The sequence below is a fragment of the Rhizobium sp. 05N430 genome (genome assembly GCF_056396985.1).
On sequence record NZ_JBFTMO010000005.1, the window covers coordinates 139,605 to 152,897 of the forward strand.

Consider the following 13,293-nt stretch of genomic DNA (forward strand, 5'->3'; position numbering starts at 1 on the left):
AGAGCGCCTTGCCTCAACATGTCCGTAAGCCAGCGAATTTATCGCTTGACGAAGAGCTTGTGACACAAGCGAAGGATCTCAAGATCAATTTGTCACGGGCTGCCGAAGATGGAATAGCGCAAGCCATAAAGGTCGAGCGAGAGCGGCTTTGGCGTATTGAAAATGCCGAGGCGATTGCAGCTTCCAACGCCTACGTCGAAAAACACGGCCTGCCGCTGCAGAAATATCGGCAGTTCTAGTGGCACGGTTTCATGTCTATAGCCTTCGCCACAGCGATGCGCTTGTTCTTGACCTACAGTCCGACCTACTTGATGAACTGACGACCCGAATGGTGGTGCCGATGCTGCCGCCGGACGAACTTTCACGTGTCATGCGGCAGCTCAATCCGCAATTTACGCTGCGCGGCAGGCCCTATGTCATGGCCACGCAATTCGCCGGAGCGATTTCGGTCGCGGAGCTCGACGAATCCATCGCAAATCTGACGTCCGAAAGTCACCGGATTATCGCCGCGACCGACTTTCTCTTCCAAGGCTTCTAAGCCGGCTGCGCCATATATTCCTTCACCAGCCCCTCATACGCATCCATTTCGGGCAATGCCGGATAGCTGTGTCTTGCTCCCGTTTCGGCAAAGGCCAGCTTCTCGCTTGTCCAGGTCTCGATGAAGGGCGCGAACCAGCTGGTGTCGTCGAACATCGTGGCGCGGACATTGACGAACCAGTCCATGCCCTCTGGCCTGGTGAACATCCAAGTCATGCAATAGGGGCAGAAATAATGATGCGCCTCGGGGCCGTGAAGGCCACCGATCACGGGCTCGCCCCTGGTGACTTCGAAGCCCTCTGCCGGAATGGCAGCACTCAATGAATAGGCGCTCGACGACATCTTTTGGCAGCCTGTGCAGTGGCACGCCATGGTCAACAGCGGCTTGGCGCTGATCTTCAGCCGAACCTGACCACAGCGGCAACCACCCTCCCAGGGCAACGCGTTCTCGCTCATCCTCTCCTCCTGTTATCTCTTGCTGATCTAGGAAACCTGTGCGGTGCTTCCAGCACTAGTCTCGCTTGACCGACCGGGCGGGATTGCCGACCACGGTTTCGCCCGCAGCAACGTTCCTCGTCACCACTGAGCCCGCGCCGACGATCGCGCCATCGCCGATCGTCACCCCGCCGAGAATGATCGCGCCGCCGCCGATCCAGACATCTTCGCCGATCACGACAGCACGGGCGATCTCGATGCCCTGGCGACGCAATTGAGGATCCTTGTGATGCTCGGCGCAATAGATCTGAACGCCCGGACCCAGCATCGAGCGGCTGCCAATATGCACGCGCCCGGAATCGAGGATCGTGCAGCCGGCATTCAGATAGACGCGCTCGCCGAAGCTCAGATTGATGCCATAGGAACAATGGAACGGCGCCTCGATGAAAACCTCATCCGCCACGTCGCGAAACAAGGCCTTCAGCGCTGGAGCGATCATGCCGCGCGCATCGGGCGCCATCGTATTGTGCTGATGCACCGCATAGCGTGCCGCGATCCGGAGACGATCGAGTTCGGCGTCGAGACAGCAGTACCACTCACCTGCCGCCATCTTCTCGTAGTCGCTGGCCATGGCTGCCTCAGGCGCTCAGGCGGCTGTCTGCAGCGCCTTCCGAGGCGACCGACGGCCTGATGGTGCCGATGAAGGCGCGCGCGATCGCGAGGCCAGCCTGATCGGCATCGGCGGCATGTCTGGCCGCAGTCTGCGGAAACCGTTCGTGCCAGCCGGGCTCGATGTTCTCGAGCAGATCACGGAACTCGGCATTCCATTTGGTCACGACTTCCAAATTGGCTTCGAAATGAAACTGCGTGCCATAGACGGCCCTGCCGATGCGGAAGCATTGGTTGGGGACAGCCGCCGTCGACGCGAGACGGATGGCGCCGGGCGGCAGCGTGAAGGTATCGGAGTGCCATTCGAAGATCGGGAAGCGATCGCCGATCTCGCCGAAGAGCGGATCGGCAAGCCCGTCCTCTGTAACATCGACGGGCGTCCAGCCGAATTCGCGCGTCGCGTCCAGAATATTCTCAGCACCATAGGCACGGGCGAGAACCTGGCTGCCGAGGCAGATGCCCAGCACGGATTTCCCGGCATCGCCGAATTCGCGCATCAAAGCGGTAAGCGCCGGCAGATAGGGATGATCCTCATCATCGACAGCGCTCTGCTCACCGCCGAGCACTACAAGCGCGTCGTAGCCGTCGAGGCCTTCAGGCAGGGCCTGGTCCTTCCACGGACGGAACCAGTCAAGCACCGCACCGGCCTCATGGAGGGCGTCACCCAGCGCGCCGATATGCGTGTTCGGCATGTTTTCAACGACGGCAACCCGCATTTCCATCTCCTGCTTCGTACCTGGAAGTGATCATGAGCAGCAGTGACATGCAAGCAGCCAGATTGCGCGGACCGGGCTAAACTTCTAAATCGGAGAGAGATCGAAAGGAACGCTGCATGACCGACAAAGCCCGTGTGACCATTCTCTATTGCACCCAGTGCAACTGGCTGCTGCGTGCCGGCTGGATGGCTCAGGAACTGCTGCAGACCTTCACCGACAGTCTGGGCGAAGTGGCGCTCATTCCGGGCACCGGCGGCAATTTCGAGATAAGGGTGAATGGCGGCCTGATATGGGAGCGCAAGCGCGACGGCGGCTTTCCCGGACCGAAGGAGCTGAAACAGCGGGTGCGCGACATCATCGAGCCAGGCCGCGATCTCGGCCATACCGACCGCGCATCGCTGGAAAGCTGACGTTCAGTCGAAAGGCGAGTTGCAGGTCTTGTAGACGCCCTCGTAGGTGACGAAGCGGTCGGTCTTCGGATTGTAGGACCGGTACTGGTTGCGGCACCATTCGGCATGCATGCCCTGATCCCTGGCCGCCGGCTGAACCCTGCGGATCGGTGCCGGGTCATAGGACAGCGCCGGCCGCCCTGTGCGTGGCGCTTGCGCTCTCGGCTGATAATAGGTCGGCCCCGTTACGCCGCGCGGCCGGTAGTTCGGCTGCACATAGGCAGGACGATGCCATTGCTGCGGTCCGAAACCGAAGCAGCCGCGATAATCGCACATCGTCGATTGAACATTGATAATATCTGGATTTCGCACCTGAAACGGCGCAGGCACGGGCGCCGCCTGCGCGGCCAGTGGCAGAAAACCGGCAACCAGGCCGAAGATGGTGCTGCGTAAAGCGGACATCAGTGATTCCTTTCCGATGCTTTTCATATAGGTCACGGCATCCGTTCGAACATCGGCAGCGGCAAGCCAAACGTTCAGTTCCCCGTGAACGCGGCCTTTCGCACCGTCCCGGCAATTCTTTTTCACATACTGTCAGGAAAACTTCAAAAACCCTGTTGACAGCAAAGAGCCACCCCCGTACATGGCTCTCCGTCGCCCAGATGGCGGAATTGGTAGACGCGCCAGCTTCAGGTGCTGGTACCCGAAAGGGTGTGGAGGTTCGAGTCCTCTTCTGGGCACCATTCCCATTTAAAAATAGCAGCTTAGGCCGGTAGCAACCGCTTCCGTAAGCTCGCTATTTTTCTCTTCACCACCGTAGATATCGCGAGCCGATCAGCGCCCCGAGCGCGGTAACGGCCGTGGCTGCGGCCGTGTACCAGGTGGCCAGAAACAGCGGGCTGTCGTCGGGGCAATGCCACGCGTAGAGCGCGGCTGCAAGGCCGGCGGAAGCGAGACCAGCGGCTGCGCCGCCGAGGGCTGGGTTTGACGGTGCGGCGCTCTTCAGCGCCCAGAGAAAGCCGGCCAGCGGCGCCAGCGACAAAACCGGAATGAAGAAGACGCAGAAAGCCGCGTTGCGGCCCATCACCGCCGTGCGCCAGGCGTCCTCAGGGATGACCGTTAGTTCGGTTGCGACGCCCACTATCACCAGCGCCAGCGGAATCAGCAGCCCGAGCGCTGAGAGCCTGAGCGGAACGCCGGGGCGGCCGATGCGAAACACGAGGCCGCAGGCGGTGACGGCAAGTGTCAGCGTCGTGACGATCTTGAAGAGAACGCGCGCGGTCTCGATGGCGCTTGCCATGTCGTGGCGAATGCCGATGGTTGCCAGCAGCAGGGCGGCGGAGATGACGAGGCCGCCGAGAAGCGCGCCAAGCAGCATCGGCCCCAGGCGGGTCCGCACCGGCGCGTCCTTGGAAAGCATGCTGATCAGGTCATCGGTCTTCACTCGTCTCACTCCGGTATAAGGCTGCCAGCGACTTCAGGGCGCGATGCAGCGCAACGCGCACCGCTCCTTCCGTCATCTTCAGTCTCTCGGCCGTTTCCCGTATTCCCGCCCCCTCTATCGAAATGGAGCGGACGATATCGCGCTGCGGATCTTTCAACCGCTCCAGCATATGCTCGGCGTCGAGCCGGTCCAGGTTGCCTGCCTGCTCTTCCGCCTCGAGCGTCGCCATGACGTCGTCGATCGGAACGTCGATGTGGCGGCCGCGGCGGCGCAGGCTGTCGATCAGCTTGTTGCGCACGATCGTCGACAGCCATGGCCCGATCGGGCGCGCCGGATCCCACGTGCCGCGCTTGAGGTGGACGGCGAGCAGCACCTCCTGCACCACGTCCTCCGCTTCGCTCGCCGGAGCGCCGAACTGGTCGCAGCGCCGGCGCGCCATTGCGCGAAAGTGGGGCGTCACGGCAGACAGGAAGCGGTGGTAGGCCTGCGTATCGCCCTCGATGGCGCTGCGCATCCAGCCTGCCCATTCCTCTTCACGCGCCGAATGTTTCACCCGACATAGTCCTCTACGGATGGGCACACATTTTTGTTACTGCCGCATCTCAAATATTTCGAACAGACGCGGATGCCTTTGTTTTCAGGGTTTTCGCTTGCCATCCCGTAAACGGCAAGAGCTTCCGGCGCAAAAATTCCAGGACGGCGCTGTAACAACGGCTGCCGCCGCTCCGTAGCCCACCATGCAAGCCAATCACGGCTCGGCAATCTTACGGAGATGAAACCATGAAGAACAGCATCGTCACGCTTGCACTGGCAGGCTCCATCGCTTCGGCGCTCGCAACCATTGCAGCGCCGGCAGCATCCGCCGCCGACAACAAGGAAAAGTGCTACGGCGTCGCCATGAAGGGGCAGAACGATTGCGCCGCCGGCAAGCATGATTGCGCCGGCAAATCGACGGTCAGCTACGACAAGATGTCCTTCAAGCTCGTTCCGGCCGGCACCTGCGTCTCGATGAAGACGCCCAAGGGCCATGGTTCGCTGACCCCGGCCTGACCGTTCCGAACGCCCCCAGAAACTCACCACACCGGAGAAGACCCATGACAAAACTACCTGTCACCGTGCTTGCGGCCTCGGTCGCCACAGCGCTCTCGCTGATCGGCAGCGTAACGACCGCTTCGGCCCAGGATGCCGCGAAAGAGAAATGCTACGGCATCGCGCTTAAGGGGCAGAACGACTGCGCCGCAGGCCCGGGCACGACCTGCGCCGGAACGGCTAAGATCGACTACCAGAAGAACGCCTGGAAGCTGGTGCCAGCAGGCACCTGCATGTCGATGAAGACGCCTGATGGCACCGGATCGCTGACGCAGGGGCCGGCCCCGGTCTGATCTGCTTCCGTCGACAAGAGGCGGCGCCACCGACGGCGCCGCCGGACCAACCGGAGAGAAATGGAATGAAACCCTCCGCACTTGCCGGCCGCCCCGGCGTGGGCTTCAAGCCCGAGCATTTTGCCAGCATCATCGCTGCCCGCCAGCCGGTCGGCTTCTTCGAGGTTCATGCCGAGAATTACATGGGCGATGGCGGGCCACCGCACGCTCAGCTCGGCAAGCTGCGCGAGGACTATGCGCTGTCGATCCACGGCGTCGGCCTGTCGATCGGCTCGATGCAGCCGCTCGATACCGACCATCTGCGAAGGCTGAAAACCGTCTGCGACCGCTATGAGCCAGAGAGCTTCTCGGAACATCTCGCCTGGTCCTCGCATGACACGGTTTTCCTCAACGACCTGCTGCCCCTTCCCTATACGCGGGAAACGCTATCGCGCGTTTCCGATCATATCTCGCAGGTGCAGGATGTGCTGCAGCGGCAGATGCTGCTGGAAAACCCGGCCACCTACCTGCTGTTTGCCGAAAGCACGCTCGAGGAGACCGAGTTTCTGAGCGAGATCGTCAAGCGCACCGGCTGCGGGTTGCTGCTGGATGTCAACAACGTCTTCGTTGCCGCGACGAACCACAATATCGATCCGCGGGCGTATCTTTCCCGCTTTCCGGTTCAGTCCGTGCGCGAGATCCATCTCAGTGGCCATTCCGAAACGGTGGATGACGACGGCGCGCCGCTGCTGATCGATTCGCACGATACGCCGGTCAAGGATCCGGTGTGGGCGCTCTACGAAGAACTGATTGGCCGCACCGGCCCGATCGCGAGCCTCGTCGAGTGGGACAATGACGTTCCGGACTGGCCGGTTCTGAGAGCCGAGGCAGAAGCCGCAGGCGAAATCCTGGCGCGCGCCGCCAAGCTGCGCGCGGCGTGAGGTAAGACCATGTCGATCACCACACAACGACATTTTGCTTCTGCGCTGAGAGACAACGATTTGCCGGTGCCCGCAGAGCTTGTCTCCTGGAATACTGCACAGCCGCCCCGCCGCTTCGGCGTCTACCGCAACAATGTGATTTCGGGTCTGATCGGCGCGATTGTTTCGCGCTTTCCGGTAGCGGAAAGGATCACCGGCGCGGAGTTCTTCGCTGCGATGGCGCACGAGTTCGTGCTGCTTCATCCGCCGCGCTCGCCGTTGCTTCTCTCCTACGGCAATGATTTCGCGGATTTCGTCGAGAGCTTCGAACCGGCACAGGAGATCCCCTATCTGCCTGACGTGATCCGGCTGGAGGCGGCGCGCGGGAGGGCCTATCACGCCGCCGATGCCGCGCCGATGGTGGCGGAGATGCTGGCTTCGGTGCCCGCCGAGCAGACGGCCAGGCTGACCTTCTCCCCTCACCCGTCGCTATCCGTCCTCCGGTCGGAACACCCTGCCGTGACGATATGGGCGATGAACGCCGGAGAGATGGCATTTGGCCCGATCGAGGATTGGCGGGGCGAGGATGCGCTGGTCGTCCGCCCTGAGATGATCGTCGAGGTTCACCGGTTGCCCCCGGGCGGTGCCGTCTTCCTCAATGCCCTCGCGCAAGGCGCCACGCTTGCCGCAGCCGCGGGTGAGGCCCTGTCGCTTGCTGCTGATTTCGACCTTTCCGCCAACCTTGCCGGAGCGCTGCAGGCAGGCGCATTCACCGGCCTATCCACAGGAGCAGACGATGAATGAGAACATGACACTTTCAGCACCTGATGGCCGCGGCTTTGCCCATACATTCAAGAGCGCCGCCGCGCTTCTCGAGCGCATCCCGCACGATCTGATCACGACCATTTCCCGGCTGTCGATTGCCGCGGTTTTCTGGCAATCGGGGCAGACGAAGGTCGATGGCTGGCAGGTGACGGACAATGCGGTTTATCTGTTCCAGACCGAATACAAGCTGCCTCTCGTCGACCCCTGGCTCGCCGCCCATCTCGCAGCCTTTGCCGAGCACTTCTTCCCGCTATTACTGGTGTTGGGACTGGCAAGCCGCCTGTCGGCGCTGGCCCTGCTTGCGATGACGCTGGTGATCGAGATCTTCGTCTATCCCGATGCCTGGCCGACGCACGGCACATGGGCCGTTTGCTTCCTGGTGATTATCGCCAGAGGGCCGGGGCGTCTGTCGCTGGATTATCTGATATCGCGTCATTTTGTCCGCAAAGGGTAATCAGCGAACCGGCTGGTAGTGGCCACGCAGAGGGACCTGCGTGCCCTGAGTGACGAGTCCATCGCGATCGCAGACATAGACGATTGTCGGCATACCGCCGGAGCGGAAGATCCAGTCACCCTGCCGGCGGATATGGCCGGTCCCGGTGTGGCAGGCGTATTGCTCCTCGTCCCTCTTGTCGGCTTGCGCCTTGACGCCCGGCAGATCGGTATAGGGATAAAGCCTCTGGACGCCGGACGCGCCGGACGCGCTCCAATCCGTTGCAGAAGCCTGCAGCGGCAACAGGCCGGTAAGGGCAGCTGCCAGGATCAGTAACAAGGAACGCATCATCATCTCCCTCGGCAGAATGCCCCGGAACTCTTTTCCTGATGTAGGATGAGAGCGCCACCGCATCAAGCGCGGCGGAAATATCCGCGTACCACTGGATGGGCGCAAAGGCTGGCCAGAATGGCAAGCGCTGCGCCGAGCGCGAAGCCTGCGAACAGCCCGCCGAGCAGGCCTGCGATCATCAATGTCTTCTTGCCGGGACCGTCCGGCTTTACCGGCGGCTCGGCTTCGGAAATCACACGAATGTTACTCTGCGGCAGGTTCTGTTCTTCCGCCGTCTGGCTGGAGCGCTTCAGCAACGTCTCGTAGATGTTGCGCACAGCGGTCGCCTTGCGCTGCAACTCGTTGAGTTCCACCTGCTTGTCGGATGCGGTGGCCTGCAGCGCCTTCTGGATATTCAGTTCCTTGGCAACTGCGTCTTCTGCCTTCTTGGCCTGATCATATTCAGCCTTGGCCGAAGTCACCATGCGCTGCAGTTCGCCCTTGATCTCGTCGCGGGTGCTTTGCAGGGACGAACGTGCGGCCTGGAGGCGCGGATGGCGGGCGCCCATCTGGCTTTCGAGGCTGCCGACGATGGCTGCCTGCGTCGCATATTGCTGCCTCAGGCTTCCGAGCGCCGAGTTGACTGAAGAGCTGCCGCTCTCTGTCTGGCCGCTGGCGACGACCGCTTCGAAACTCATGCTGGCGGCGGCATCGGCACGTGTCTTGGCCTGGATCGTCTTGTCCTGAGCGGTGACGAGCAGCGTATTCAGCGAACCGAGCCGCTGGTCGGAGATCAGCTTGCCATCGGTTTCCGACATGTCGTTGTCGGAGCGGAAGCTTTCGACCGCCTGCTCGGCATCCTGCACCTGCTTGCGAAGATCGGCGAGCCGCCCGTCGAGGGTCGCGGTGGTATTTTCGAAGAGCCCGGTTGAGGCACTGCTTTCCTCCTGCATGAAGGAGGCAACGACCTGGTTTGCCAGTTTGGCCGACTTTTCCGGGTCATGGGTGACCGCCGTCAGCGAAACCACGTAGGTGCCGGTCTGGCGGGCGATGGTCAGCGACTTCTGAAGTGCGCTGATGACAGCCGCGTCATCCGTCCGCCCGCCGTTGAAATCGGGATCCTCGTTGAGCTTCATAGTGTCGGCAACGCGCTTCAGCACATTGCCCGAGGTCAGGATCTGCACCTGGCTGTCGATCATCGACGAAATCATTTCGGGCGAGATCGTCGATTGCTGCGTGGAAGGGTCGGCAAGCCCGATCTGCCGGGGATCAAAATAAAGGCTGGCCGTTGCCGTGAATTTCTGCGGCAGCATCGGCAAAACGGCAGCGCCTGCGACCGCGCCGAGTGCGGCGAGTGCGGCAATGAGCAGTTTGCGGTTCCAGATGGCGAAGATTGCCGAGCGGACATCGAGCAGCGGTTCATCGGCACGGATAACGGCGATGACGGGCTCAGGACGGACGACCGCCGCTTCAACCGCTGCCGGAGCGGGCGGCGGTGCAGGCTGCGGAGCCGCGGGCTCGATACGCGCTGCCTCGGGCTCCTGCGGCAGTTCGGCAGTTACCTTGGCAAAATCGGAGGGGCGCAGCACGGGCGAACGCGGACGCACGGGTTCGGATGCAGCCTGCGCGGGCTCGAAGCTCCGCCAGCCCGGCAACCGGCTCACCCTGTTCCTGTCGAATTGGCTCATCAGCGCTCTCGTGGCCCGCCGGCAGACTGCAGCGGAGGTAGGTTAATTTTAGAAATCCTTAGCTAACGGACCGTTAAGATGCGCCCACCGATATTAGCGGCTACTTCTGAAGCCTGGGAAAACCATGAGAGCCACCTCCTGCCACTGGCGCCGCCTGCTGACGATTGCCGCAGCGCTTCTGCCCCTGCAGGCGAGTGCTGCCAGCACTGCGGGGCCATGCCTTCGGGGCGTCAATCTCTCCGGCGCCGAATTCGGCAACCCCGATGGCACGGTTTTCAAGGACTATGCCTATCCGTCCGAAGAAACCGTTACCTATTTCCAGAAGAAGGGCATGAACACGGTGCGCCTGCCGTTCCTCTGGGAGCGGCTGCAGCCGGAGCTTGGCCAATCCCTGAACGAAGACGAGCTTCAAAGGCTGAAGGATGCGGTGGCGCTGCTGCGCAAGCACAAGATGACCATCATCCTCGACCCGCATAACTACGCCGAATACAAGAAGACGCAGATCGGCACCGCGCCGGTGACGACGCTCGCCTTTGCCGATTTCTGGACACGCCTGGCGGCTGAATTTTCCGATCAGGACGACGTGGTCTTCGGGCTGATGAACGAGCCGCACGACATTTCTGCAGCCAAATGGCTAGAGGCCGCCAATACCGCCATTCGCGGCATCCGCACCGTCGGCGCCAGGAACTATATCCTCGTTCCCGGAACGCGCTGGACCGGCGCGCATTCCTGGCAGAGCGGCGATGACGATGCCAACGGCACCGTGATGCTCGGCATCAAGGATCCGCGCGAGAATTTCGGCTACGAGGTTCACCAGTATTTCGACAGCGACTCCTCAGGTACCAAGGACGAATGCAGCGGCAACGCCAGCGCCAAGCAGGCCATTCTCGACATGTCCGACTGGGCCCGCAAGAACGATACCCGGTTGCTACTTGGCGAATTCGGCGTCTCGCAGGCACCCGAATGCGTTGCGGGGCTGAAGGATGTGCTCTCCGCCATGCAAGACAATGCCGACGTGTGGCTCGGCTGGACGTACTGGGTGGCGGGCGACTGGTGGCCGGAGACCGAACCGCTCAACGTACAGCCGCATGACGGCAAGGACCGGAAGCAGCTGGCAGCCTTGCAAGCCGCCGCCAAGGCGCCCGCAGCCGCCAAAGATGCATGCGTGCTGATGGGCAAATGACGCGATGAAGGCGGCGGGCACAGAAACGGTCGAACCGATACAGTGGGGCATTCTCGCCGCCGGCGTGCTGTCGGTCACCTACAACGCCATCCTTGCCTTCATCAATCACAACATCATGCCGCTTTCGCCGGCCTATGTGGTGATGAGCGAAATGCTGATCCTCGGCTACAGCTTTGCGTTCATCCTGCGAAAGGGAATTTTCGAGGAGGATCTCGTCCCGCTTGGCTACCTGCTGGCGACGATCATACTCACAGTTTACGTCATGGCGATCAGCAAATCGGCCTATGTCGACCATCTGCGCAATATCCTGATCGTCTTTGCCTTTGTCGTCATGGGGCGCTGGACAAACGAGCGAACGCTGAAGCTGGTCTTCAAGATCTGCTGCCTGGCGGTTCTTTCGGTGCTGATCTGCGAAATCGTTTCGGTGACGGCCTATGTGGCGCTCTTCCATCCCGCGGAATATTTCGAGAATACGCGCGGCGTGCCGCGAGCGACTTATAGCGATCTCGGCCTGTTTCGCGGCGCGCTCGGCTTTCCCGATCGCTTCTCCTTCGGCATCATCGACCACCGCTCGTCATCGATCTTCCTGGAACAGGTTTCGCTGGCAAATTTCTGCGGTGTGATGGTGATCTATCTCGTCAGCTTTTCGAACCGGCTGACGTTCTTCGATCGCATGATCTCCGTGGCGACTGTCGTCCTCATCCTGCTCACCAATGACACCCGCACCATGCTGATCTTCAGCGTCGTCTGCCTTGGCGGCTATGTCATTTATCCCTGGCTGCCAAAGATACTCGACTTCTTCATGATGCCCGGGATCATCGTCGTTGGCTTCATTATCCACGCCTTCAAACCAAACGCGCATGACGACGACTTCGTCGGCCGCATCAGCGGCACGGTGCGCAACATTATCGCCATGGACCTCCCGGCGACGCTGGGGCTGGAGCTCGAAAAGGGACTGGGCTACGTCGATAGCGGCTATGTCTTCATCACCTACAGCGCGACGATCTTCGGGCTCCTTCTTTTCTGGCTGTTCGTTTCCTTTTTCCCGGCGGGAGAGACGCCGAACCAGAAGCGTCTCAGCCATTCGCTGTCGCTCTTCATGTTCCTCAATCTGATGATCGGTTCGACAGCGATCTTCTCTATGAAGACCGCAGGGGTGGCATGGCTGCTCGTCGGCTTCCTGAAGGTCAACGAGGGAACACGCCGGGCGGCGCCTCCGGCGGCCGGCCCTGCCGTGGTGGCCGCTGCCGTCAGATAGCTGCGCGGCGGGGATATGCGACGCCGCAAGCGGAACGGACTTTCTTCAAGTCAGCGGTCATTGATAGATGCATCGACAGAATGCGGGAGCTTGCAAGCGCCTGATAGCTTGCCTTGCAAAATGTTGCACGAATGAAAGAGCCGTGGCCTATTCGACGGGCGACGTTTGATCTAAGCAGCCTGCCGGCGAAGCCGCGAGAGGGAAGACGGACATGACGAACTATGTTTTGACGGTGACGTGCAAATCGACGCGCGGAATCGTTGCGGCGATTTCCAACTATCTTGCCGACAAGGGCTGCAACATCGTCGACTCCAGCCAGTTCGACGACCTCGACACCGGCAAGTTCTTCACCCGCGTCTCCTTCATCTCCGAAGAGGGTGTGAAGCTGCCAGCCCTCGTTGAAGGCTTCAAGCCGATCGCCGAAAAGTTCGAGATGGACGCCGAGATCCACGATGGCCAGAGCCGCATGAAGGTGCTGCTGATGGTGTCGCGCTTCGGCCATTGTCTGAACGACCTGCTCTATCGCTGGAAGATCGGCGCGCTGCCGATCGACATCGTCGGCGTCGTATCCAACCATTTCGAGTACCAGAAGGTCGTGGTCAATCACGACATCCCTTTCCACCACATCAAGGTGACCAAGGAAAACAAGCCGCAGGCCGAGGCGCAGATCCTCGAGATCGTCGAGCAGACCGGCACCGAGCTGATCGTGCTCGCCCGCTACATGCAGGTCCTTTCCGATGCAATGTGCAAGAAGATGTCCGGCAAGATCATCAACATCCACCACTCTTTCCTGCCGAGCTTCAAGGGTGCTAATCCCTACAAGCAGGCCTATGAGCGTGGCGTGAAGCTGATCGGCGCGACGGCGCATTATGTCACCGCCGATCTCGACGAAGGCCCGATCATCGAGCAGGACACGGCCCGCATCACCCATGCGCAGTCAGCAGACGACTATGTCTCGATCGGCCGCGATGTCGAGAGTCAGGTTCTGGCCCGCGCCATCCATGCTCATATCCACCACCGCGTCTTCCTGAACGGCAACCGCACGGTCGTCTTCCCGGCAAGCCCGGGCTCCTACGCATCCGAACGTATGGGCTGATTGCGCCCG

19 protein-coding genes and 1 tRNA gene are annotated in these 13,293 nt (G+C 61.3%); 12 read left to right on the forward strand and 8 right to left on the reverse strand.

Going from position 1 to position 13,293, the window contains the following annotated elements; translation table 11 throughout:
- The first annotated feature begins 8 nt into the window (after positions 1-8).
- Entirely contained in the window at positions 9-239 is a 231-nt protein-coding gene (locus AC1DJO_RS13400; protein WP_477947294.1) for a type II toxin-antitoxin system CcdA family antitoxin, read from the forward strand.
- Positions 239-538, forward strand: coding sequence for a CcdB family protein (locus tag AC1DJO_RS13405; protein WP_477971038.1), 300 nt, complete (start codon positions 239-241; stop codon positions 536-538). Before AC1DJO_RS13400 ends, AC1DJO_RS13405 begins: the two co-directional genes overlap by 1 nt.
- Here AC1DJO_RS13405 and AC1DJO_RS13410 read toward each other — a convergent pair.
- From AC1DJO_RS13410 to AC1DJO_RS13420, 3 genes are read right to left on the reverse strand one after another with little or no spacing between them, the layout of a single operon-like run.
- The gene (locus tag AC1DJO_RS13410; RefSeq protein ID WP_477971040.1) at positions 535-993 is read right to left on the reverse strand and encodes a GFA family protein; all 459 of its coding nucleotides are present in this window, start codon (positions 991-993) and stop codon (positions 535-537) included. The two genes, AC1DJO_RS13405 and AC1DJO_RS13410, sit on opposite strands and share 4 nt — an antisense overlap.
- A gap of 55 nt (positions 994-1,048) precedes the next feature.
- On the reverse strand, positions 1,049-1,603 hold the full coding sequence (locus tag AC1DJO_RS13415; RefSeq protein WP_477971042.1) for a sugar O-acetyltransferase: 555 nt from the start codon (positions 1,601-1,603) through the stop codon (positions 1,049-1,051).
- A gap of 7 nt (positions 1,604-1,610) precedes the next feature.
- A complete protein-coding gene (locus tag AC1DJO_RS13420) occupies positions 1,611-2,357 on the reverse strand; it encodes a type 1 glutamine amidotransferase (protein WP_477971044.1) in 747 nt (248 codons plus the stop codon).
- A gap of 116 nt (positions 2,358-2,473) precedes the next feature.
- Between AC1DJO_RS13420 and AC1DJO_RS13425 the strand changes: the two genes are divergently transcribed.
- Entirely contained in the window at positions 2,474-2,767 is a 294-nt protein-coding gene (locus tag AC1DJO_RS13425) for an Rdx family protein (RefSeq protein WP_477971046.1), read from the forward strand.
- A gap of 3 nt (positions 2,768-2,770) precedes the next feature.
- On the opposite strand, the gene AC1DJO_RS13430 is transcribed toward AC1DJO_RS13425, so the two are convergent.
- Positions 2,771-3,208 carry a BA14K family protein gene (locus tag AC1DJO_RS13430; RefSeq protein WP_112385380.1) on the reverse strand — a complete coding sequence of 146 codons (438 nt, stop codon included), beginning with the start codon at positions 3,206-3,208 and terminating at the stop codon, positions 2,771-2,773.
- 194 nt (positions 3,209-3,402) lie between these two features.
- Between AC1DJO_RS13430 and AC1DJO_RS13435 the strand changes: the two genes are divergently transcribed.
- Positions 3,403-3,489, forward strand: a tRNA-Leu gene (locus tag AC1DJO_RS13435).
- A 65-nt stretch (positions 3,490-3,554) separates the two neighbouring features.
- On the opposite strand, the gene AC1DJO_RS13440 is transcribed toward AC1DJO_RS13435, so the two are convergent.
- The gene (locus AC1DJO_RS13440; RefSeq protein WP_477971048.1) at positions 3,555-4,190 is read right to left on the reverse strand and encodes an NrsF family protein; all 636 of its coding nucleotides are present in this window, start codon (positions 4,188-4,190) and stop codon (positions 3,555-3,557) included.
- The gene (locus AC1DJO_RS13445; RefSeq protein ID WP_477971050.1) at positions 4,177-4,743 is read right to left on the reverse strand and encodes a sigma-70 family RNA polymerase sigma factor; all 567 of its coding nucleotides are present in this window, start codon (positions 4,741-4,743) and stop codon (positions 4,177-4,179) included. The genes AC1DJO_RS13440 and AC1DJO_RS13445 overlap by 14 nt, the downstream gene beginning before the upstream one ends.
- A 227-nt stretch (positions 4,744-4,970) precedes the next feature.
- Between AC1DJO_RS13445 and AC1DJO_RS13450 the strand changes: the two genes are divergently transcribed.
- The 5 genes from AC1DJO_RS13450 to AC1DJO_RS13470 all read left to right on the forward strand — a co-directional run bounded on the left by AC1DJO_RS13450 (position 4,971) and on the right by AC1DJO_RS13470 (position 7,750).
- Complete coding sequence (locus AC1DJO_RS13450; protein WP_112385122.1) at positions 4,971-5,240, forward strand: BufA1 family periplasmic bufferin-type metallophore; 270 nt, start codon at positions 4,971-4,973, stop codon at positions 5,238-5,240.
- A gap of 44 nt (positions 5,241-5,284) precedes the next feature.
- Positions 5,285-5,572 carry a BufA1 family periplasmic bufferin-type metallophore gene (locus AC1DJO_RS13455; protein ID WP_112385121.1) on the forward strand — a complete coding sequence of 96 codons (288 nt, stop codon included), beginning with the start codon at positions 5,285-5,287 and terminating at the stop codon, positions 5,570-5,572.
- A gap of 65 nt (positions 5,573-5,637) precedes the next feature.
- The gene (gene bufB / locus AC1DJO_RS13460) at positions 5,638-6,492 is read left to right on the forward strand and encodes an MNIO family bufferin maturase (RefSeq protein WP_477971052.1); all 855 of its coding nucleotides are present in this window, start codon (positions 5,638-5,640) and stop codon (positions 6,490-6,492) included.
- 9 nt (positions 6,493-6,501) lie between these two features.
- Entirely contained in the window at positions 6,502-7,275 is a 774-nt protein-coding gene (locus tag AC1DJO_RS13465; protein WP_477971054.1) for an HvfC/BufC family peptide modification chaperone, read from the forward strand.
- Positions 7,276-7,279: 4 nt separating this feature from the next.
- Positions 7,280-7,750 (forward strand): DoxX family protein, encoded by a 471-nt coding sequence (locus AC1DJO_RS13470; protein ID WP_477971272.1) that lies wholly within the window; start codon positions 7,280-7,282, stop codon positions 7,748-7,750.
- Here AC1DJO_RS13470 and AC1DJO_RS13475 read toward each other — a convergent pair whose 3' ends face one another.
- A complete protein-coding gene (locus tag AC1DJO_RS13475; protein ID WP_477971056.1) occupies positions 7,751-8,083 on the reverse strand; it encodes a hypothetical protein in 333 nt (110 codons plus the stop codon). It lies immediately after the preceding gene.
- A 59-nt stretch (positions 8,084-8,142) separates the two neighbouring features.
- Complete coding sequence (locus tag AC1DJO_RS13480; RefSeq protein WP_477971057.1) at positions 8,143-9,747, reverse strand: GumC family protein; 1,605 nt, start codon at positions 9,745-9,747, stop codon at positions 8,143-8,145.
- A 124-nt stretch (positions 9,748-9,871) separates the two neighbouring features.
- Here AC1DJO_RS13480 and AC1DJO_RS13485 point away from each other — a divergent pair, with 124 nt between their 5' ends.
- From AC1DJO_RS13485 to purU, 3 genes are all read left to right on the forward strand, one after another.
- The gene (locus AC1DJO_RS13485; RefSeq protein WP_477971059.1) at positions 9,872-10,930 is read left to right on the forward strand and encodes a glycoside hydrolase family 5 protein; all 1,059 of its coding nucleotides are present in this window, start codon (positions 9,872-9,874) and stop codon (positions 10,928-10,930) included.
- 4 nt (positions 10,931-10,934) lie between these two features.
- Positions 10,935-12,188, forward strand: coding sequence for a hypothetical protein (locus tag AC1DJO_RS13490; RefSeq protein WP_477971061.1), 1,254 nt, complete (start codon positions 10,935-10,937; stop codon positions 12,186-12,188).
- Between the two features lie 211 nt (positions 12,189-12,399).
- A complete protein-coding gene (purU, locus tag AC1DJO_RS13495; protein ID WP_112514215.1) occupies positions 12,400-13,284 on the forward strand; it encodes a formyltetrahydrofolate deformylase in 885 nt (294 codons plus the stop codon).
- Positions 13,285-13,293 lie beyond the last annotated feature (9 nt).